The 21,289-nt window shown below is 64.5% G+C and carries 23 protein-coding genes; 14 read left to right on the forward strand and 9 right to left on the reverse strand.

What is annotated here, in order from left to right; genetic code table 11:
- Positions 1-97 precede the first annotated feature (97 nt).
- The 3 genes from HYR72_21890 to HYR72_21900 form a co-directional block, all read right to left on the reverse strand.
- Entirely contained in the window at positions 98-394 is a 297-nt protein-coding gene (locus HYR72_21890; GenBank protein MBI1817638.1) for a nucleotidyltransferase domain-containing protein, read from the reverse strand.
- Positions 391-795 carry a HEPN domain-containing protein gene (locus HYR72_21895; protein MBI1817639.1) on the reverse strand — a complete coding sequence of 135 codons (405 nt, stop codon included), beginning with the start codon at positions 793-795 and terminating at the stop codon, positions 391-393. The genes HYR72_21890 and HYR72_21895 overlap by 4 nt, the downstream gene beginning before the upstream one ends.
- An 80-nt stretch (positions 796-875) precedes the next feature.
- Positions 876-1,517 (reverse strand): hypothetical protein, encoded by a 642-nt coding sequence (locus HYR72_21900; protein ID MBI1817640.1) that lies wholly within the window; start codon positions 1,515-1,517, stop codon positions 876-878.
- A 539-nt stretch (positions 1,518-2,056) separates the two neighbouring features.
- On the opposite strand from HYR72_21900, the gene HYR72_21905 reads away from it, so the two are divergent.
- Positions 2,057-2,353, forward strand: a complete 297-nt coding sequence (locus HYR72_21905; GenBank protein ID MBI1817641.1) for a hypothetical protein — start codon at positions 2,057-2,059, stop codon at positions 2,351-2,353.
- Entirely contained in the window at positions 2,334-2,681 is a 348-nt protein-coding gene (locus HYR72_21910; GenBank protein MBI1817642.1) for a DNA-binding protein, read from the forward strand. Before HYR72_21905 ends, HYR72_21910 begins: the two co-directional genes overlap by 20 nt.
- Positions 2,682-2,780: 99 nt before the next feature.
- Here the strand turns inward: HYR72_21910 and polX are convergent, their stop codons facing one another.
- Positions 2,781-4,529: a DNA polymerase/3'-5' exonuclease PolX gene (polX, locus tag HYR72_21915; GenBank protein ID MBI1817643.1), complete on the reverse strand. Its 1,749-nt coding sequence runs from the start codon at positions 4,527-4,529 to the stop codon at positions 2,781-2,783.
- 454 nt (positions 4,530-4,983) lie between these two features.
- Between polX and HYR72_21920 the strand changes: the two genes are divergently transcribed.
- Complete coding sequence (locus HYR72_21920; protein MBI1817644.1) at positions 4,984-5,346, forward strand: hypothetical protein; 363 nt, start codon at positions 4,984-4,986, stop codon at positions 5,344-5,346.
- A 170-nt stretch (positions 5,347-5,516) separates the two neighbouring features.
- Here the strand turns inward: HYR72_21920 and HYR72_21925 are convergent, their stop codons facing one another.
- Positions 5,517-6,476 (reverse strand): zinc-binding dehydrogenase, encoded by a 960-nt coding sequence (locus HYR72_21925; GenBank protein ID MBI1817645.1) that lies wholly within the window; start codon positions 6,474-6,476, stop codon positions 5,517-5,519.
- Positions 6,473-7,666: an aminotransferase class V-fold PLP-dependent enzyme gene (locus HYR72_21930; protein MBI1817646.1), complete on the reverse strand. Its 1,194-nt coding sequence runs from the start codon at positions 7,664-7,666 to the stop codon at positions 6,473-6,475. The genes HYR72_21925 and HYR72_21930 overlap by 4 nt, the downstream gene beginning before the upstream one ends.
- 251 nt (positions 7,667-7,917) lie before the next feature.
- Between HYR72_21930 and HYR72_21935 the strand changes: the two genes are divergently transcribed.
- From HYR72_21935 to HYR72_21975, 9 genes are all read left to right on the forward strand, one after another.
- Positions 7,918-8,571 (forward strand): hypothetical protein, encoded by a 654-nt coding sequence (locus HYR72_21935; GenBank protein MBI1817647.1) that lies wholly within the window; start codon positions 7,918-7,920, stop codon positions 8,569-8,571.
- Positions 8,572-8,706: 135 nt separating this feature from the next.
- Complete coding sequence (locus tag HYR72_21940; GenBank protein MBI1817648.1) at positions 8,707-9,588, forward strand: hypothetical protein; 882 nt, start codon at positions 8,707-8,709, stop codon at positions 9,586-9,588.
- Entirely contained in the window at positions 9,585-10,481 is an 897-nt protein-coding gene (locus tag HYR72_21945) for a hypothetical protein (GenBank protein MBI1817649.1), read from the forward strand. The genes HYR72_21940 and HYR72_21945 overlap by 4 nt, the downstream gene beginning before the upstream one ends.
- Positions 10,482-10,494: 13 nt before the next feature.
- Entirely contained in the window at positions 10,495-12,363 is a 1,869-nt protein-coding gene (locus tag HYR72_21950; protein ID MBI1817650.1) for a hypothetical protein, read from the forward strand.
- Between the two features lie 545 nt (positions 12,364-12,908).
- The gene (locus HYR72_21955; protein ID MBI1817651.1) at positions 12,909-13,286 is read left to right on the forward strand and encodes a hypothetical protein; all 378 of its coding nucleotides are present in this window, start codon (positions 12,909-12,911) and stop codon (positions 13,284-13,286) included.
- Positions 13,287-13,448: 162 nt separating this feature from the next.
- On the forward strand, positions 13,449-14,336 hold the full coding sequence (locus tag HYR72_21960; protein MBI1817652.1) for a hypothetical protein: 888 nt from the start codon (positions 13,449-13,451) through the stop codon (positions 14,334-14,336).
- Positions 14,333-15,259: a hypothetical protein gene (locus HYR72_21965; protein MBI1817653.1), complete on the forward strand. Its 927-nt coding sequence runs from the start codon at positions 14,333-14,335 to the stop codon at positions 15,257-15,259. The genes HYR72_21960 and HYR72_21965 overlap by 4 nt, the downstream gene beginning before the upstream one ends.
- Before the next feature lie 88 nt (positions 15,260-15,347).
- A complete protein-coding gene (locus HYR72_21970) occupies positions 15,348-16,289 on the forward strand; it encodes an intradiol ring-cleavage dioxygenase (GenBank protein ID MBI1817654.1) in 942 nt (313 codons plus the stop codon).
- 289 nt (positions 16,290-16,578) lie between these two features.
- Entirely contained in the window at positions 16,579-17,838 is a 1,260-nt protein-coding gene (locus tag HYR72_21975; GenBank protein ID MBI1817655.1) for a hypothetical protein, read from the forward strand.
- A 52-nt stretch (positions 17,839-17,890) separates the two neighbouring features.
- On the opposite strand, the gene HYR72_21980 is transcribed toward HYR72_21975, so the two are convergent.
- A complete protein-coding gene (locus HYR72_21980; GenBank protein ID MBI1817656.1) occupies positions 17,891-19,510 on the reverse strand; it encodes an FAD-binding oxidoreductase in 1,620 nt (539 codons plus the stop codon).
- 220 nt (positions 19,511-19,730) lie between these two features.
- On the opposite strand from HYR72_21980, the gene HYR72_21985 reads away from it, so the two are divergent.
- Positions 19,731-20,078 carry a hypothetical protein gene (locus HYR72_21985; protein ID MBI1817657.1) on the forward strand — a complete coding sequence of 116 codons (348 nt, stop codon included), beginning with the start codon at positions 19,731-19,733 and terminating at the stop codon, positions 20,076-20,078.
- Positions 20,075-20,569, forward strand: coding sequence for a hypothetical protein (locus HYR72_21990; protein MBI1817658.1), 495 nt, complete (start codon positions 20,075-20,077; stop codon positions 20,567-20,569). The genes HYR72_21985 and HYR72_21990 overlap by 4 nt, the downstream gene beginning before the upstream one ends.
- Before the next feature lie 59 nt (positions 20,570-20,628).
- Here HYR72_21990 and grxD read toward each other — a convergent pair whose 3' ends face one another.
- A complete protein-coding gene (grxD, locus tag HYR72_21995) occupies positions 20,629-20,952 on the reverse strand; it encodes a Grx4 family monothiol glutaredoxin (protein MBI1817659.1) in 324 nt (107 codons plus the stop codon).
- An 11-nt stretch (positions 20,953-20,963) separates the two neighbouring features.
- The gene (locus HYR72_22000) at positions 20,964-21,233 is read right to left on the reverse strand and encodes a BolA/IbaG family iron-sulfur metabolism protein (GenBank protein MBI1817660.1); all 270 of its coding nucleotides are present in this window, start codon (positions 21,231-21,233) and stop codon (positions 20,964-20,966) included.
- Positions 21,234-21,289 lie beyond the last annotated feature (56 nt).

A 21,289-nucleotide genomic window follows, 5' to 3' on the forward strand; every position in this document is an offset into this window, starting at 1 on the left:
TCAGCCATCGCTTGATACGCCGCTGTGGGGCGCTCTGTTTTCTGCGTCCCCACTCGGTGTCCTCGGTGCCTCGGTGGTGGGAGCCGTTCTTCGCCCATCACACGATGCGCCGCGCATGGCGCAGCACGGAGCGCACGAAGCGGTTGCACCGCCGCTCTTCGGCGAACTCGTCCGGCGTGTAGATGAGGAGGTCGACGCCCGTTGGCGCGCCCAACCAGACGTCGCGGTAGTCACGGAAGCGGTCGACGAACGGACGCGCCGACGGTGCGACGATCAGGAGGTCCACGTCACTGTATGCATCGGCCTCATCGCGCGCATACGAGCCGAACAGATAGGCCGCCTCGGCCCCGCACGCCTTCAGCACGCGCGGCAGTCGCGTCAACCAGCGGCTCACACGTGCCGGCGCAGTTGTTGTTGAGCCCATCGTAAAACCTTGCCGGACGATCGCAGCGCGGCGCGCGCTTGCGCGGGTGAAAACGCGTCGGTCGGCGCGATGCCGGGCAACGCATCGGGATAGCGTGTCGACACGTAGTACTGATCGAGTTGACCGCCCAGATCCAACAACTCGGGCGTCACCTGGGCGCGCGCGTTCAGTCGTCGCAGCAGCGCGTGGATCGAGTGGCCGATCACCGTTCGCGCGCCGAGATGGTAATGGACCGCCTTGGTAGCCTTCTCCGCGACTTGCTGCGCGATGAAACAACACTGCGCGTGGAAGTGCCCCGTCAGCGCCGCCCGCGCGAACCGGTAATCGTCGGCCGCTTGCCGCAGCCACAGTTGAGCATCGGTCTGTCGCACACGCCGCGTATAGCAGAGACGGCGGCGAGCGGGCTACCGCACAGTCGTTTTCGCTCGACCGGATCGGAGCGGATCGCGATCTAGCCCGAACAGTTGTTGAGGGCGGCGTTGACCGCCTGCACGAGACAATCGACCGTCACCTGCTGGTTACCGTTGCAGTCGAACTGCGGGCACTGGTCGAGGGCGAGGTTGCCGAGCGCGATGTTCACGCCCTTCACGAGTTCGTCGATTGTCACCGTGTCGCCGCCGTCACAGTCGCCAGCGCACGGGATCGGCGTGGCTGTTTCAGTCGGGTTAGATGTCTGCGTTGCTGTGGGCGAGAGCGTCGGAGGGGCTGTTGCTACGTCCGTGGGTGTTTGCGTCGCTGTTGCGGTGGACGTCGGTGTAGTTGGCGTCGCCGTGTAAGTCGGCGTGCTCGTCGCAGATGGCGTCGGTACCGTCGAGGGTGGTCCCTCAAGAAGGGTCGCGATCGCGTAGCTCCCGCTATACTTGTCCAGCCAAGCGATGCCCTCATCGCGTTGTTCGAAAAATTGGAGACTCACGAGCGTGAAGGGACCATATGTGCCGCCAGAAGGAAGCTGTCGCCGGTCGAAGAAGAGGCTGACGGTCGACGTCCCCTCGGGCAGAGCCTGCAACGGCGCCGAGGCGCTCAGGCGGACCTCCTGTGCCTCATCCGCGATCTCGCCCGAGATATGATAATTCCCCGCCGTCTCCACGGTCACCCAAAACTGCAAGCGGATGAAGTCCGGTTCTCCGTCTCCATCGGTATCTGGAGCCTCGTCGGTCAGATCGCCCGCGATTCTTCCCAGTCCGGAAGCAATAGAGAAGGTGCCATTGGCGACACGGCGGAACAGTTGCCCCGTGGCGTCCGCTCCATTGGCCGTGAAGACGACCTTGTAGTCTCCCGCTTGGCTGGTCTCCAGAAAGTGGTTGGCATAGACGCCATCGTTTGCGGCGCCATCTCCGTGCGCGCACAGAGCGCACAGAGAGAACCCTGAACATCCATCCGAAGAAAAGGATCCAACGCAAAGTCGCCACGGCGCAAAGCCGCAAGGGTGCAGAGAAGGGGGATGCTCTTCACAGCCCCTCGCTTTGCGGCTTCGCGTCTTTGCGACTTTGCGTTGAGTATTTCCGCATTGGGCTTCACGGCCGACGCCCCCACTCGGTGTCCTCTGTGCCTTCGGTGGTTGGTGTCCATCCGGTCTCGATCCGAGTGTTGGAGGGATTGACAACACCACTCGTTGTCGCCATCGTCTCGAACATGAGCGCCACGGCACTGATTCGCCGTCGGGTCGTGGTGGCTTCAGATGCGTTCGTCGAAGTGGTGATATGGCGCGTGGCACCGCCGGTCCGACCCTCGGTCCATGCCTTCAAGTATCGGCTGGCCTACGTCGTGGCCGGCCAGTGTGTGGTGCGCTACGATAACGAGCGCGGCAAAGGCGATCACCGACACGTCGGCACGGTGACGACGCCGTACGTCTTCTCAACACCGGATCAACTCATGGTCGATTTCAACGCCGACATTGCGAGGTGCGATGATGAGCACGGTCGTTCTTGAAGTACGCTCCCTGCCCGAGACGCTGCATGATGCGTCGCGGGCAATGAAGACCGGCCGGGGCGACGGCGAGGTCCGCATTGCCTTCGCCACGCCCGAGTTGCTGTGGCAGGTGCTGAGCGCAAAACGGTGGGAGCTGCTCAAAGCTCTTTGTGGCGCTGGGCGGGTGTCGATTCGCGAAGCCGCGCGGCGCGTCGAGCGCGATGTGAAGGCCGTGCATGCCGATGTGAAGGCGCTTCTGCACGCCGGCCTACTGAGTCGCACCGCGGACGGTCGCATCGAGTTCCCGTTCCAGGCAGTCAAGGTCGATTTCGTGCTGAAGGCCGCGTAGCCTTCTACGAAGTCGATGAGTGAACAAGGCTTGAGCACCACAAAGAACACCGAGCGGACTGATGGGCGCGGCCGCACCCGCAACGCGTCGACGATCCGATCAACGTTTGCGGGCGGTGGACTTCGCCGCGCGCCGTCCATTTTTCAGACTCGCTAGGAACTTGTCGACCGGCAGCGTGTTGACCACGTCCTTCTTCTCCGCCCAACCGCGGCGGGCGGTGGCGATGCCGTAGTCGATGTAGGCGAGGTGGTTCACGCTGTGGGCGTCTGAGTCGATCACCAGCTTGACGCCCGCGGCGATCGCTTTGCGGACGTGCTCGTCTTTGAGATCGAGGCGTTCGGGGAAAGCATCGATCTCGAGGATGGTGCCGGTGCGCTTGGCCGCCGCGATTATGGCGTCGATGTCGACGTCGTACGCTTCACGCTTGTTGATGACGCGGCCGGTGGGATGGAACAGGATGTCGGCGTGCGGGCTCTCCATCGCGCGGATGATGCGGCGGGTCATCTCGGCACGCGGGAGATTGAAGTGCGAGTGCACCGCCACACCGACCACGTCGAGTTCGGCGAGCACGTCGTCGTCGATATCGAGCGTCCCGTCCTTGTTGATGTTGACCTCGGCACCGCTGAGCAGCGTGAATCCCTTCAGGTGTTTGCGCAGCGCCCGGATAGCTTTGATCTGCTCGCGCAACTTAGCCTCGTCGGCGCCCATCATCGCCAGGCTCTTGGTGTGATCGGTGATCGCCATGTATTCGCGGCCGAGGCGGCGCGCTTCCTTCACCATCTCCTCGATCGAGTTGGCGCCATCCGTCCATGTCGTTTGGGTTTGCAGATCGCCGCGCACCTCGCCGTATTGAATCAGGCGCGGCAGTCGACCTTCGCGCGCGGCGTCGATCTCGCCCGCGTCCTCGCGCAGCTCGGGCTCGATGTAGGGCAGGCCGAGGATGTCGTAAACATCCTCCTCGGTCTTGCCGGCGATCTGTTTCTCGCCGCGAAAGACGCCGTACTCGTTGAGCTTGAGACCACGCTCGATCGCGATCTTCCGGAGCGTGACGTTGTGGGCCTTGCTACCGGTGAAGTAGTTGAGCGCCGCGCCGAAACTCTTCGACGGCACCACCCGCAGATCGACTTGCAATCCGGTTTCGAGTCGCACACTCGACTTCGTCGAGCCCTGGCCGAGCACGCGCGTGACTTCGCGCATGCCGATGAAGAACTCCATCACCCGTTCGGGCTGATTCGACACCACCAGCACATCACCGTCACCGACGGTCTCGCGGCGACGGCGCACCGAGCCGGCGATCGCGACCTGCTGCACACCGGCGATGGTGCCGAGCCGCGCCTGGATGTCTTCAAGCAATGGCAGCACGGTACCGAGCGGCTGGCGTCCGGTGTGGCCGCGGAGAAACTCGATGCCCTTGAGAATCTTCTGCTCGCTCTTTTCACCGAAGTGCGACAGCGTGCGAATCTGCCCGGCGCGCGCGGCGCGTTCGAGATCGTCGACCGTGCGAATGCGCAGCGCGTCGTACAACGCCTTGACGTGCTTCGGGCCGATGCCTTCGATCGCGGTGAGCTCAGAGATGTCGGCCGGCACCTTCGCGTGCAGATCGTCGTAGTACTTGAGCTTGCCGGTGGTCAGCAGCTCTTCGATCTTCTCGCCGATGCCGCGACCGACGCCGGGAATTTCTCCCAGCGCCTTCAGTCCACCCTTCGCGTAGCTATCGGCGAGCGGCTCATCGAGGGCGTCGATCGTATACGCGACCTTTTCGTACGCCCGCGGTTTGAACGGCACGCCTTCCATGTCGAGCAGCGCCGCGATCTCACGCATGACTTTTGCCACGGCCGCGTTGGTCATGATGAAAGTCTACAGTCGAAAGTCCACAGTTGAAAGTCAGGCGTTCGCCTTGACAGAAATCAGTCGCGTGCCCTATGGCCAGGGGACCTAGCGAGTGTTGCTCGCGACGGTGCCGGCGCAGACGAAGTGGCTGGGGGGGGAGGCTCGGTGGGTGAAGCAGCGCTGGAGACCGGTGGTTGCCACGGAGGGCCATCATGGAAGTTTCTGAATTCAGCTTCAGACTCTTGGTTCTCTTCCTTCCAGGAATCATGTGTCTCATTCTCATCGACCCGCTCATTGCCCATCGAGACTGGCACGCCCCGGAGCATTTTGTGTACGCGTTTGTGCTGGGATTTCTCTGCTACGTTCTCGCATTCCACTCTTGGCCGTTGTCCAGTGGACGTGGCCACCCCGGCTTTCGTTCTTTTCGTCGATTTCGGATTCCCGCGCGATACCCTATTCCGAGCCACTCTTGGTGACGCTGCTGGCCTCGCCCATTCTCGCGCTGGTTGTATCGCTCGCGGTCAATCGGAGATGGCTCTACCGGCTCGCGGGATCCATCGGTGTGAGCGAGCGCGACTCTGAAGATGTCTGGAGCTCGGTCTTCGGATCCAGTATCCGATGGGCAACGATTCGAGACCTGGAGCACGATTTGGTCTATGATGGACGGGTGGAACGCTACTCGGACTTTCTTGACGGCAATGAGCTGCTCTTGCGCGACGCCAGGGCGTACCGGAACTCGACTGGGGAAGAGCTGTATAAGGTCGACGCGGTGTATCTCGCTCGTGCCAAGGACAACGTTACGATCGAGTTCCGCGGCGCAGAACTGGAAGATTAGTTGGAGGACAAGACATCATGGCTAAGCCCATATCTCGAGAGACCGTGGAAAAGGGGGGAAAGAACCCGGCCCCTTCAACTCCAAGACCTCAGCCGCCAGCCCCTCAAAGGCCCGCAACTGCACCCGTCTCCTCGCCACCACCGTCTCGGTGATGGTCAAGCCGCACCCCGTCAGCCAAGATACTCCACCACCACTTTGATCTGATTCGTCGGCTTGCCGAGTTCGTGCAGCGCGTCGGGGATCTCGTGCTGGCGGATGCGGTGCGAGACGAAACGCTCGGCTGGCAGTGCGCCGCTGTGCAGCGCCGCGACGACTTCTTCGACTTCCTCCTTCACGGTGCCGATTGGAAAAACGAGATCGGTTTCCTTCAGACACAGCGACACCGGGCGGATGGTCAGTTCGCTCATCGTGATACCGGCAAGCACAACGACGCTGCCGCGACCGCCAGGCAATCGGATGGCATCCTCCATCACATCGGGGCGGCCGACTGCTTCGAAGACGACCTCGGGGCGGCCGCCCAGGGCGGCCGCAATCGCCGCGCTCAGGTCGCGCTCTGCGCTCGGATTGATCACCGCATTGGCGCCCAACTCGCGCGCCAACTGTGCGCGCGCCGGCGCCGGTTCGCTCACCACGATGCGCCCGGCACCGAGTCGGCGCGCCCAATACAGAATCGACAGACCGATCTGACCAGCGCCCAAAATGGCAACGCGCTGCCCCGGCTGCAATCGGCTACGCCGAACGAAGTGGAGGCCGTTGCCGATCGGCTCGCCGATCACCGCGTCGCGGCTCGGCACCGATTCGGGCACGCGCACCAGCGCGCTAGCCGCGATGGTGATCCACTCGCTGAAACCGCCGCGCTGGTCGGACATGCCGAGCGCGTCACCGATCGGAATCGCGCGATCGCCGGGACGCCATTCGGTCACCCCCGCTCCGCAGGACTCGACTTCGGCGATCACTTCGTGGCCGAGGATCGTCCCCGGCACCGAGATCTGCGACAGCACTTTGTCCGAGCCGCAAATGCCGCAGGCGTGCACGCGCATCCGCACCTGGCCGGGGCCTGGCTCCGGTACCTCGACTTCGCGCAGGTCGAACTGACCGGGCGCAATCAACACTTGAGCGCGGCTCTTCATTGTTGGTTCACTCCTGGTTGACTCACTCCTCCGTCGAGCACCGCGAGCACGCGGTCGATGTCGTCGCGGGTGTTGTAAAAATGCACGCCCATATGAATGCAGCCTTCGCGGGCGTTGATAGTGATGCGCTGGCTATGCATCGCCGCGACCAATTGGGTCGCCGGTGGACCGCCGGCTGGTGGCGCAAAGAGTACGATGCCGGACCACTCGCCGGCGCCGCGTGGACTCTCGACGCGACAACCCCGACGCGTGACCTCATGCACGAGATAGTCAGTCAGCTCGCCAATGCGCGCTTCGATGCGCTCGATGCCGATCTCTTCGATCAGCTTCAACGATTCGTTGAGCGCGGCGATGCCAAGATAGTTGCGTGTGCCTTCCTCGAAGCGGCGCGCTTCATCCACGAGTGTGCGGTCGCACGGCGCGTCGGGATCGCCCGGATCGGCATCGACGACGAGGCTGCCGGTCGCGGTATGACTCGCATCAAGCTGGGCGAGCAAGGCGCGGCGACAGTAGAAGATGCCGAGGCCTTGGACGCCGAGCAGCCACTTGTGCGTGCCGGCGGCGACGGAATCGATATCGGTAGCGCGTACGTCGAGCCGCAGCGCGCCGAGGCCTTGGATCGCATCGCAACACAGCAACCCGCCGCGGGCGTGGACAACCTCTGCGAGCGCGCGGAGATCCGCGCGGAAGCCGGAGTTGTATTGCACGAAGCTGACGGCGAGCAGGCGGGTCCGCGCTGACCACGCGTCTGCGACCAGCCGCGGCGTGATGCGCCGGTCGCGCTGCGGCAACAGGCGCGTCACCACGCCGCGCGCCGCTTGCCCCATCCACGGCAGCACGTTCGCCGGATACTCACCTTGCGCGACCAGCACCTCATCGCCCGCCCGCCACGGCAAGCTGGAGGCCACCCACAACAGTCCTTCGGACGTGTTGCGAGAGAAGGCGACCTCTTCGGCATCGCATCCCAACAGCCGCGCCACGCGGCTGCGAGTTTCACTCACTACCGGCGCATTGCGGAAGATCGTCGAGACGATCGCCTTGCGCGTCAGGTCGTCGATGCGCTCGTGCAACGCCTGCGCCACCCGGTGCGACAAAAGCCCGAGCCCGTTGGTCGCAAAGTAGGCGTAGCGCTCAAGGGCGGGGAACTCCGCGCGCAGCCGCTGCACTTCGTCATCGCTCAGCATCGTCATCGCCGCCTCCGTGAGAGACTTCGGGCATGGCTCTACCACAGAGCGCCCTGCCGGTTGAACCCTGATCCGGCACCAGACGGCTGCGCCTGGAGCGTGGTGCCGAAACATTCTGGCTTGACAAAGAATATGAAATGGGAATATATCCCATTTAGATGGAGAGATTGCCCACAGTATGTCGCGCCCCGCCCGCTGTGGCGGCTTACCTTGCTGGGTGCGAGTTTCCGACCGAACCAAAGAGAGGAGAATCGACCATGACCAGAAAGCTTTTGATAGTCGGTGCGCTGTCGCTGCTGGGGTTCGCCCTGACCACGCCGGCTCGCGGACGAGTATTGGGTGCGCGGCCCGGGTGTGTGAGCGACTGCCGACACAGCGCGAACGTGTGCCGCCAAGCGGCCATCCATGATGCCCGCATGTGCGCCCAGGCGACCTGCAGCGTCGAGCTGCAAGCCGCGCACGACGCGTGCGCGGCGGATCCGACCTCCGACGCGTGTCGCGCCGCGCAGGATGCCGTGCACACTTGCGTGCAACCCTGCCACGACGACTTGACGGCCGCGCTCGACGTGTGTCGCAGCGATGGACAGACCTGCGTCGCCAGTTGCCCGCACCCCGGCACCGTGGAGAGCAAGGACCCGCTGTGTGTTGGACAGTGCCGTACCGATTTTCAGGCGTGCCGGAGTACGGCGCGCAAAGACACGGAGGCCTGTCATCTGGCCTGTCAACCGCTGGTAGCAGCCGCGCGCACCGCTTGTGTTGCGGATCCGTCCTCCGATGCGTGCCACACGGCGCTCCAAGCCGCCGGACATTGCGAACGTTCGTGCGTGGAAGCGCATGAGCTCGCTTTGCACGCCTGCTTGCGCACCGCTTACGATTGCGTGGAGGCGTGCCCGAATAGCAGTCAACCGTAGCTGAGCCACGCCCGCCCCCCCGGGCGAGGTTCCCACCCCCGCCGAACGGTGCGACGCGCGTGCCGAGTTGCCGTTCGGCGGGGTGAAATGCCATAGGAAGTGCACAACGCCATTCCTCTGTACGACCCAGCGCTCATGTTGCCCGCACCGCTGAAAGAACAGTTCGTGACCGCCATCCGTCGGATGCTGCGGCCAGTCGTGCGCCAGCTGATTGCCTATGGCGTTTCGTATCCCGCGTTCGACCGCATCGTGAAGCAAGTGTTCGTCGACGTCGCCGAGCACGACTTCGCGCTGCCGTTCAAACGGCAGACGGACAGTCGCATTACCTTGGTGACCGGTCTCAACCGCAAAGAGGTACCGGCGCTGCGTGAGCGTACCGGCGAACGTAGCGTCGAGGTCGAGCACACCGTGACCACGCACGTGATCGGCCGCTGGATGACCGGGCCACCCTATGCCGACGCCACGGGCAAACCGCACCCGTTGCCATACAGCAGCGACCGGGCACGCACCGCGAGCTTTGCGCATTTGGTGCGCGATCTCACGGTCGACGTGCCCGTGCGCTCGGTGCTCGACGAGTTGTTGCGTGTCGGCGCCGTCGAGCTGCAGGCGAACGGGGATGTCGTCCTACGGCGCGAGGCACACGTTCCCGCGGGCGATGCCGAGGGCAAGCTGACTTTGCTTGGCACCGACCCGGCCGAAGTCTTCAGCACCATCATCCACAACATCGAGCATCCCGAGACGCCGCACCTGCAGCGAAAGGTGGTGTACGACAACATTGGTGCGGAAGCGCTGGCGGAGCTGCGCGCCGAAGCGCGGCGCGCCGGCGAAGAGTTTGTTCGGCGCGCCAATTCCCTGCTGGCTGCGTACGACCGCGACCGGCATCCTAAGGCCCCCGGTGGTGCGCGGACGCGCGTGGTACTCGCCACCTACTATTTCGAAGAGCCCGTGGCGCCTGCCGAGGCGCAGGAAGAGAAGAAGCCCGCGCGCCCATCTGGTCGCATTCGGAGGTCTCGATGAAACGCGTCCGCCTGTTGGCAGTTGTATTCGCCGCTATTCTCGGTTGTTCGTCCGAAGGTGGTCCGGTGGGTTCAGGGCTGTCGGGGTCATCCGTGAGTGGCAACATTGTCGCCGTCGAAGTCAACGCGCCCGCGGCGGCCACGCTGCCGACGGTCCACGTCGCGATTGACGAGGTACCGGGTCTCGCCACAGACAGCAGCGCCGACGGCACCTTCGTACTCACCGGGGAGTTCTCCGGCGCGATCACCGTGCGCTTTACCGCGCCGGACGTGAACGCCACGTTGCCACTCGAGGTGCCCGCTGGTTCAACCACGGTGGTGTCGGATATCGCGATCCGCACCCAGAGTGTGGAGGTCGGTCCGGTGCGTCAGTTGGGTTTTCTGGGCCACGTCGCCTTGGCCGACTGCGCGGGCAACGAGCTGTTGGTGAACGACCGCGGCATGCAGTCACGTCAATTCATGGTCCGTCTGACCACTGACACGGTCTTCGTACGCGGCAACGGCAACGTGTTGCAGTGCAGCGATCTGCAGGTCGGCGATGCGGTGGCGATTGAAGGCGTACTGCGCCCAAGCGATCACACCGTCGAGGCGGTCACCGTCACCGTCGCTCCGCCACCACCCGGACAACCGCAACCGATCCACGAGCTGCGCTTCCACGGCACCGTCGCGGTCGTCAATTGCGAGTCGGGTATGATCTTCGTCGTCGACACCAGCGGCCAATCGCGCCTGCGCCTGACGTCTACAAGCGTCATCGTCAACGACGCGCAGCAACCGCTACGCTGTAGCGGGATCAACGTCGGCGATCGGGTCGAAGGGCACGGCACCATCAACGTACGCCATCCCGGCGCGATCGACGTGACCACGATGCTCGTGCGACCGCCCGCACCGCTCTAGGCGCTTTCCACTGATGCGGCGGCGGGGCTCGTGCTGGGCAACTCGGGTGCCGGCGATTCCTCTGGCAGTGATCGCGGTCGTCTCACTGTTGATCATCGGCGCGGTGCCGGTTCGCGCGCAAGTCGTCGTCGTCGAGTACGCGCTGCCAACCACGTTCAGCGCACCCCGCAGCATCGCCGCAGGCAGTGACGGCAACCTGTGGTTCACCGAATCCGGCGCGAATCAAATCGGCCGCATCACGCTCGCGGGCACCGTAACCGAGTTCGTGTTGCCGGTGTCAGGGCGCGCCCCCGACCATATCGCGGCCGGTGCGGATGGCAATCTGTGGTTCACTGAAGCGTTCGGCAACCGCATCGGCCGCATCACGCCCGGCGGCAGCATCAGCGAGTTTGCGATTCCCACCGCGTCCAGCTTTCCCACCGGCATCGCGGCCGGCCCCGACGGCAATCTGTGGTTTACTGAGGCGTTCGGCAACCGCATTGGCCGCATCACACCGGCGGGGTCGATCAGCGAGTTTCTGATCCCTACGGCCGCGAGCTTCCCGTCCGAGATCGCCACCGGACCCGATGGCAACCTGTGGTTCACCGAGTCGGACGCGAACCGCATCGGCCGCGTCACGCCGAGCGGCACGATCGCCGAGTTCGTGATTCCCACTGCGGCGAGTTACCCGGCAGGGATTGCGACCGGTCCCGACGGCAACGCCTGGTTCACCGAGTCGGACGTGGATCAAATCGCGCGAATCACCCCGAACGGGACGATCACCGAATTCGTGTTACCCACAACCCTGAGCACGCCGACGGGCATCACCCGCGGCACGGACGGAAATCTCTGGTTCACGGAATTCGACGCCGGCCAGATCGGACGCATCACGCCGGACGGCACGATCAGCGAGTTCGCAACGCTCAGCAATGGCAGCTTTCCGTCGGGCATCACCAGCGGCGGCGATGGACAGGTCTGGTTCACCGAAGAAATCGGCGATCGCATCGGCCGCATTGCACCGGTCGCGACGGCGACTGCCACCGCCACTCGCTCGCCAACCGCATCACCGAGCCACACCAGCACGCGGACGCCGACAGCGAGTGCCACCATGAGCCAGACTCGGACGCCCAGCGTGACACCAACGGCGTCCGCAAGCCCCTCGGCGACACCGACGGCGATCGCGAGCGCAACCACGTCGCCACCGCCGACGCCATCGACAACGATGTCTGCATCTCGTACCGCCGGCCGAACCAGCACGCCTACCGCAACCCTCAGCTCGACTGCGAGTGTGTCGATCACACCGACACACTCGCCGACAACAGCATCAACGGGCACAGCGAGTGCGACTACGGACCCAACTCCCTCACCGACCCCGAGTTTGCCGGCGACGCCCATGGTCACTCGTTCGCCCACGGGTACTTCGACGCTTCAGCCGACCGCGTCACCGGCCGCATCGTCGACCTTGACGGTGACGACAACGCGGTCTCCGTCTCGCACAGCGACGCGAACCAGCACGCCCGCTGACACGCTCACCGCAACATACAGCCAAACCGCGACGGCCTCGCTCACGCCGACTCATTCGTTCTCCGTGACAGCGACCCCGACGAGTTCAGCGACCACCAACGCATCGCCCACCCTCACCGAGCCACCGGCCTTCACTCCAAGCCCGACACCGAATCCGCTGCCGTGCACGGGCGATTGCGACGGCACCAGCGACGTGACGGTGAGCGAACTGGTGGTGGGCATCGACATCGCGCTAGGCGAAGTAGCGCTGACGACGTGTCCATCGTTCGACACCAACGCCGATCGCACAGTCACCGTCGATGAACTGATCCGCGCGCTGCACTACGCGCTGACGCGCTGCCCTACCGCAAGCACGGATCGATCCGCCCGTCAGGATTGAGCGTCGTCGTCCGCAAGCGCCGTCAGCGCTGGCGTCAAGGTCGGCGCGGTCCCCGCTCTACATAATTTCGCGTTGAGGTATTTTTTGGCTTGCGTGACCACAAAAATGGGCGTATTTACCATTTATATGGCCCGCGTCGGTTTGCCGTGTCGTGCCCCTCCCGTGTGCATGCTCTGCGGCGTCAGTGAACCAGAACCCGTTACCTTAAGGAGATACCAATGACCAAAAAGTTTGTGATGGTAAGTGCGTTGTCGCTGCTAGGGCTCGTTTCGGTGGCAAACGCACGAGAGCATGGGCCTGGCGGGCGTGAGCCTGGGGATCATGGATCCCTCTTCCGCGGCAACACTTGCATCGCCGCCTGCCAAACTACCGCGCTGGCTTGTCATCAAGCCGCAGGCACCGAGGCCCGCGCCTGTGCGCAGGCAACCTGCGGCGCTGATCTGCAGGCCGCCCAAGCCGCATGCGCGACGGACCGAAGCTCCGATGCGTGTCAGGCAGCACAAGCGGCCGCCCGCTTGTGTCTAACGCCATGCATCGATGCGTTGATGACGGCGAAGGCCATCTGTCGCACCGACAATCACACCTGCGTGGCCGCGTGCCCGACCCCAACTCCGTCCACCTCCTCGTCGGATAAAGATCCGCAGTGCATCGCGCAGTGTCGCACCGACCTGCACGCGTGTCGCGAGAAGGCGAGTGTCGATGACCAAACCTGCGATCAGGCCTGCGATGCGCTGGTCCAAGCGGCGCGCACGGCTTGCAGTGCCGATGTAACGTCCGCTGATTGCCAGGCGGCGATATCTGTGGCCCAGGCCTGTCTCCAGCCCTGTCGAACGGCGCGCCGTACAGCGGTGCAAGCGTGCATGAGTACGGCACACGACTGCGCGCAAGCGTGCGTGATCGCGACGCCGACGCCCACGCCGTAATCGGAGTTGGCGCAGCGCCCCAGCGATCCCCCCCTCCAAACGGGGACTGCGCCGATTGCTCCGCCGGGCGGGAACGACTCGTTCGTCTGCGAACCGAGTTGCCGCCCGGCGGGGTGAAATGACATAGGAGGGTAGTTGGTTCGTTCGTGATCGTCTCAGCCCATGTTGCCCGCACCGCTGAAAGAACAGTTCGTGACCGCCATCCGTCGGATGCTGCGGCCAGTCGTGCGGCAGCTCATTGCCTATGGTATTTCCTACCCGGCCTTCGATCGCATCGTGAAGCAAGTGTTCGTTGAAGTCGCCGAGCAAGAGTTCGCCCTGCCGTTCAAGCGTCAGACCGACAGCCGCATCTCGTTGGTCACCGGCATGAATCGCAAGGAGGTGCCCGCGCTGCGCCAACGTGCGACCGAACGACTCATCGAGATCGAACACACCGTCGCCACGCACGTGATCGGACGCTGGATGGCGGGGCCGCCGTATGCCGACACCGCCGGCACGCCGCGCCGTCTGCCCTACGATAGCGAGGGTTCGCGTGCTGCGAGCTTCGCCCAACTGGTGCACGAACTCGGCGTCGACGTGCCCGTGCGCTCAGTGCTCGACGAGCTGCTGCACGTCGGTGCCGTCGAGCTGCTGCCCAGCGGCGATGTCGTCTTGCGGCGCGAAGCGCACATCCCGGCCGGTGACATCGCCGGCAAGCTGCCATTTCTCGGATCTGACCCGGCCGAACTCTTCTCGACCATCGTCCACAACATCGAACATGCCGACGTGCCGCGCCTGCAGCGCAAGGTCGTCTACGACAACATCGGTGCGGAAGCCCTCGCCCGGCTGCGCCGCGAAGCGCGGCAGACCGGTGAGGAGTTCATTCGCCGCGCTAACACGTTGCTCGCTTCGTACGATCGCGACCAGCATCCCAATGCGTCGGCCGGCGAACGCTCGCGCGTCGTTCTGGGTGCCTACTACTTCGAAGAGCCGATCGCGCCGGCCGCAGTGAAGCCCGAGGCCGACAAGCGACCGCATCCACCCGGCCGCATCCTCCGGAGGTCCCGATGAAGTCCGCGCGCTCCTGGTGGCTCGTGCTGTACGGCGCGCTCTATCTCGGCTGTGCGTCGGGCGGCGGTCCGGTGGGCACCGGCGTTTCCGGATCCTCCGTCAGCGGCAATGTGATCGACGTGCAGACCACGCCGGCGAGCGGGAGTGCCGCCGCGACCAGCGACCTCGCCAGCATTCGCGTGAGCATCGATGAGGTCCGGGGACTCGCGACCACCACCGACAACGGCGGCAACTTTCAACTCACCGGTACCTTCGCGCGAACCATTACCCTGCGCTTCGCGACCGCGCACTTTCAAGTCACTCAGTCGCTCGATGTTGCCGCGGGCGCCACCGTGGTGCTGGCAGACATCGCGTTGCATCCCGACGCGGTGGAGGTGCAGGCCCCGCGGCAGTCGGCCTTCCGGGCTCACGTCGATCTGGTCGATTGTACGGCGGGTGAATTGATCGTGCACGACGACCACGGCATGCGCGAGCAGTTCATGGCGAGGATCTCGGCGGACACGACCATCGTCGACACGGCGGGCAACGCCAAGGCCTGCAGCGACATTCGAGCCGACGATGTGATCAGCCTCGAAGGGGTGGTGCGCTTGAGCAGCGACCGAACGATCGTGGCGGTGCACATCGTGCTCGCGCCGTCGGTGATCCCGATGAAGCCGCGCGTCATCACCGTACACTTTCTCGGTTCCGTGTTGTCGATCGATTGCCGCACCGGGAGCATCGTAATCGACAATGGCGACGGCCCTGGAACTTCGGTGCTGCGGCTCTCAGCCTCGACCGTCATCACTGGCGGCAATCAGGGATCGCTCACTTGTAGCGACCTCAAGATCGGGGACTTCGTTGGCGGCAATGGAACCATCCAATTGCGCCAGCCGGGAGAAATCAACGCTCAAATGCTCATGCGTCGGGGCATGCCACATAGATAGATCGAAACGACGGCAGTGCGGGCCATTCATGATGACCCTTCATCGCCCGCGTGAGCCGATCTCCACTACAGCTCGAAAGGAAAATGGCATGATAGAGAAGGACTCACCGGATCGTCTGCTCAGCCGGCGCGAGACGCTGGGGCTCATCGGCGCGGTCGGAGTGACCGCGCTTGTGGGATGCGGGACCGATTCCGGTTCAGCCGCGGCAACGAATACGCCGACCCAGGATCCGACTGGGACCGCCACAACCAAGCCGCCGGCCACTCCCACTGCGACCACCGCCGCTACGGCCACCACGACATCGACCAATTCACCCACCAACCCACCGACCCAGGCACCGACCGAGACAGCAACATCCCCGGCCACATCCACCGCAACCGGTACACCGACGGCCACGGTAACGCCCGGGACGCTTTCCTGCGTCGTGAAGCCGGCACTCACCGAGGGCCCGTTCTTCGTCGACGAGGGGCTCAATCGCGCCGATCTTACCTCGGGCACAACCGAACCGTTCGTAACCAACGGTCTACCGTTGCGGATAAATTTCGGCGTGTATCAGGTGACGGGAAACTCGTGCACGCCACTGAGCGACGCGCAGGTCGACGTCTGGCACGCGAGCGCGGAAGGCGTGTACTCGGACGAAGCCAGTGGAGGGATCCAGAACAAGAACACCGTCGGAGAAACGTACCTGCGCGGGTATCAGCTCACCGATCAGAACGGCGCCGCCGGATTCCTCACCATCTATCCCGGCTGGTACATGGGACGCACCATCCACATCCATTTCAAGATCCGCACGTTCTCGGTGAGTGGCCAGAAGACCTTCGAGTTCACATCGCAGTTGTTCATCGACGATGCGATCAACGACGTGGTCCTGGCAAACGCCCCGTACAACACCCGCGGCACGCGCACGGTGCGCAACGCGAACGACAATATCTACGGCAGCGGGGGCTCTCAGCTCACGCTCGCTCTTCAGCCCGCCAGCAGCGGGGCGGGTTACATGGCCACGTTCACAATCGGTCTTCAGATGAGCTGAAGGCTGCCGCACAGAAAGGAGAAACCGCATGACACGCTTGGTTGGGACACGTGAATCTCTTCGGAGGTCTCATCGTCGGCGCTCAATTCGGAGCATCGCGACGCGCATGTGCTACGGGATGTTGGTCCTCGTGATGGCCTCCAGCGTCAGTGCCTCAGGACGGGCCCGCGGCCCGGCATCGCACACTCGTGCCCGGATGGCTGCGACGGCGACCATCACGGACCTCTCCGGTTTCGGGTTGCCGCTTCCTCCTCGGTTGGTGAGACGACCGGGTCGAGGAGGCAAGCAGTTGGCGCGGCTGAGCAGCGCCGATTTGCAACTGTTCGTCGGCGGGCAACTCCAATTCATCGAAGTGGAGCAACTGCCTCGCGTCGGCCCCATCTTCAACAGTCGCTCATGCGGCGCCTGTCACTTTCAGCCGGCGCTCGGCGGCTCCGGTGCGTTCATCAATGAAGTCCGTGTGCGCAACAATACCGCCGGCGGCCCGCTCCACATCTTTGCCGTCGACAATCTGTTGCGCGCCGGACCGCAGACACAAGGACCGTCGACGATCCTTCCCAACGGACTCGAATCCACACCCATCGGTTGTCAGATCACCTCGCCCAACTGCGCGCAGTCAGCTTGTCAACAAGAAGAGGCAATCCGCACGACATTCGCCACCGACTTGGAGCTCTGCGACCCGACCAGTACGAGCTTCGCGGCGGGAGCCAATTGCACGGCCGAGCGGCAGGCCACGCCGCTCTTTGGACTGGGTCTTGTCGAGGCAGTGGCCGACAGTACCTTCAACGCCATCGCGGCCGGCCAGCCGCCGGAGATCCGTGGCATCGTGAAGACGGTCAACGAATTGAGCGCTGCGCGCGTCGGGCGCTTCGGATGGAAGAATGACCACGCAACGTTGCGCGCGTTTTCCGGCGACGCCTATCTCAACGAGATGGGCATCACCAACCCGGATTTCCCCACGGAGCGCAGTACCTGCGCGCTCAACGAGAGCCAGTTTGGCGTCGTCCTCGACACGGACGATGACCCGGAAGATGAGCCGGATGACGATGGTCGCGTCGATGCCGACCGCTTTGCTGATTTCATGCGCGCGTTGGCGCCGCCACCGCAGCTCGCGAAGAGCGGCGACGCGCACGCGGGTCACCTGTTGTTCGCCACCATTGGCTGCGCCGGTTGCCACGTCGAAAACCTCACGACCGCAGAGAACCCGGCGGCCTTCATCCCCCCGACCACCAGTGGCATCGCCATCAGCACCACGCTCAACACGCTGTTGGCGAACCAGCAGTTCTCCCCGTTCTCCGATTTCTTGCTGCACGACATGGGTTCACTCGGCGATGGGATCACCTCCGACGCCGCCGGGCCGACCCTCATGCGCACGGCGCCACTGTGGGGCGCGCGCGCGCGATCACGATTCCTGCACGACGGCCGAGGAGCGACGATTGCCGAAGCCATCGCCTTGCACGCTGGTCAGGGTGCCGCCGCGGCGGCCGCCTTCCAGGGTCTGTCGTCGATCCAACAACAGCGAGTGATCGACTTCCTCAACACGATCTAGGGCACGGTGGACGTCGTCGACCTAGCTGTGCCGCGCTACCCGAGTCACTCGGCTAGCGCGGCACAGCCGGATCGATCAGCACGCCCGGATTGAGAATCCCGGCTGGGTCGAGCGCCGATTTGGCGGCGCGCAGCGCGCGCGCAAAGCCATCGGGACGCTGGCGGTCGTACCCCGGCCGATGATCGCGACCGACGGCATGATGATGCGTGATCGTGCCGCCGAGGCCGATCACCGCGTCCGCCACCGCCACTTTGATCTCGTCCCATTGTTCGAGCTGACTTGCCGCTGTACTCGGCGCGATGATCGAGTAGTACGGCGCCGGTCCGTCGGGATACGCATGCGTGAAGCGGACCGTGACCTGCCCCGCGCCGCAGACGCGCTTCACCGCATCGGTGGCCGCGGACATCACGCCGTGATGAAATGCCTCGAAGCGATCCCACGTGATCGCGGTCTCGAAGGTTTCGCTGAGCATGCCCATGCCGACCAGGGCATCGCGCAGGTACGGCGCGCCGAGGAACGACTGGCGCCATGCACCCGCCGCGCCTTCGCGACTCGCCGCCTCGTCGGTGCGCGTCTTGCCCGCACCTTCGGGCACCGTGCCGGCGTGATCGCGGCAGCACTCCAACGCGCGCGTCATCCACGCATCGAGCGGGTGATCGGCCGACTCGAAGGCCAGCACCAGCACCGCTTCGTTACCGCTGCCGGCGCCCGCGGTCATCGCTTCGCCGGGATCGAGCAGCCGGCAATTCGCCGGATACAAACCGGCCTGACTGATCGCGCGCACAGCGGCGGCGCCGGCAACAAAGTCGGTGAACGTCACCGACGCCGAAGCGCGGAACGTCGGCCGATCTTGGAGACGCATCCACGCTTCGGTGATGATGCCCAGTATCCCTTCGGAGCCGATGAACAGGCGGTCGGGACTCGGCCCAGCCCCCGAGCCCGGCAAGCGGCGCGACTCGATGACTCCCGACGGCGTCACCACGCGCAGTGATTCGACGAAGTCGTCGATGTGCGTGTAGAGCGTCGCGAAGTGGCCGCCCGAGCGCGTCGCAATCCAGCCACCGAGTGTGGAGAACTCGAACGACTGCGGGAAGTGGCGCAGTGTGTAGCCGTGCGGCCGCAGTTGCGCTTCCAGCGCGGGACCCAGCACGCCGCCCTGAATGCGCGCGGCGCGCGAGGTGCGATCGACTTCGAGCACGCGATCGAGATGCGTGAGATCGATCGACACCGCGGCTTCGTATGCGCTCCCGACACGCGGCTCGATGCCGCCGACCACACTCGAACCACCGCCATACGGAATCGCCGCGGCCTTCGCGTCGGCGCACCAGTCGAGCAGTGCGGCGATGTCGCGCTCATCGCGCGGAGACGCGACGACATCGATGGGATTGGCATAGTCGCGCCGGTACGCTCGCACCACGTCACGAAAGGCTTTGCCGTAGGTGTGGCCGGCGCGATCGTAGGGGTCGGTCGAGCAGATCGACGCGAGCGCGGCCGGCGGCGCGATGCGCGGCGCGCGCAGCCGCACCTCATCAATGCGTGGTGGCGGCACCACCGACAGCGCCGGCAGATTGAAGCGCGCCGCCAGCAACTGCGCGATGCGCTGCTGCTGCTCAGCGCTGGGCCCCTCGTCCTCCCAGCCCCAACCCCAGAACTTGCGCCGTTGTGCCGTCATGTAGGTCTCCTTCGCGTCGCGCACCTTAGCCGCACGATGCAGGAGGAGACAAGTTGCTGCGAAGCCGCTGTTGCACATTTCGCCATGCGTTGACTACGTATCACATCGTGATACATTTCGGCCCGTGCGACATCATCGGCAGGAACGTTGGCTACACACGCGGATTTCGGAGCACCTAGAAGGCGCGCTCAAGCGGGCGGCACGGCGCAAGCAGCAACCGGTGTCGTTGCTGGTCCGCAACGTGCTCGAAGGTGCGCTCGATTTGGTTGAAGACATCGTCGAGGACGGCCTCGCGGTCGCTCAACGCTCTCGCCGACTCGCACGCAACCTGGGTCGATCAGCCAAGGCGACGAGCGGTGTCGCCGATGGTCTCGACGACGTGTACGGCTGGCAGGAGCTGATCCTCAATCGCGCGGCGACGTGTGCTCGCTGCGAAACCGACCTGGCCGCCGGGGCGAGTGCACACCGTGGCCTGCGTGATCAGCCGGGCTCACTGCTATTTCTCTGCACATCCTGCGTGCGGCGACCGCGCCGTCCACGCACTCACTCAGAGGAGGAAACGCGATGACGACTACCGATCAACATCCGCACGACGGTGATGCGTCGGCAAGTTGGGAACACGTCGGCCGCGCGGCGGAACATTTCGCCCGGCGCGTCGCCCGCGACGCAAGTACATTTGCGGAACGGATTCAAGAACACGCCGGCGGATTCGCCGACGACATGGCGCGCGATTGGCGACGCGCCCGGCGCGAATATCGTCGCGGCTGTCGCCACGCGTCGCGCTACGCCGCCGCGACGGCGCCAGACGTTCGGCGTGTGTTCGAAGACATCCGCGCGGTGCTCGCTGACGTGCTCGACGGCGTCGATGAGCTGATTGGCGGCATGTTCGGTGGCGGAGAGGAGCCGGGCGACGATGCGTGGGTGCGCGTAGTCCACAACCGCGACACGACGTGCGCCGGTTGCCAGCGTCCGATCGCCGCTGGGGACGAAGGCTTCGTACGCCGCAGCGGCGGCCGCATGGAGTTCCGCTGCGCGGAGTGCGAGACGCAAACGAGTTGATGTGTCCAATGTAGAGACGCCCCGCCGGGCGTCTCCAGGCATGCGGCGCGAAAACGGCTCTACGCCGCGACCGCCGATTTCACCAGTGGCTCGAGCTCGCCGCGACCGTCCATCTCGTGAACGATATCACAGCCGCCGATGAACTTGCCGCCGACATACACCTGGGGGATCGTCGGCCAATTGGAGAACGCCTTGATGCCGTCGCGAATTTGTGGGTTCTCGAGCACGTTGACGGTCTCGTACGGCACACCGATACGGTTGAACAGCTCGATGGTGGCGGCGGAGAAGCCACACATCGGGAGATTCGGAGTGCCTTTCATGAAGATCACGATCTTGTTCTTGTCGATCATCGACTTGATGTGGTTCATCAGTTCATCGGCCATGATTGTCCTCCTTACGACACCACGCGCAGTGACTTAGGCGCACGCTGGTACTGGTCCGGTGTGTAGGTCTTGAGCGTGAGCGCGTGAATGCGCTGCACCATCGCGTCGCGCAACGGTGTGTAGACCATCTGGTGTTGGTCGACCAAGCCTTTACCAGCGAAGGCGCTCGACACGACCGTGACCTCGAAATGATCACCGCCACCCGTCAGGTCGCGCACGGATACCTGCGCGTCGGGGAGGGCCGCAGTGATCAGGCTGCTGATCTCATCAGGGTGCACCACACTCAACTCCTCAGAACGGAACCGCGGAGCCTGTCCGCGCGTGCAGAGTAAGTAGC

This window comes from Deltaproteobacteria bacterium (genome assembly GCA_016178705.1).
GTDB lineage: Bacteria > Desulfobacterota > Binatia > HRBIN30 > JACQVA1 > JACOST01.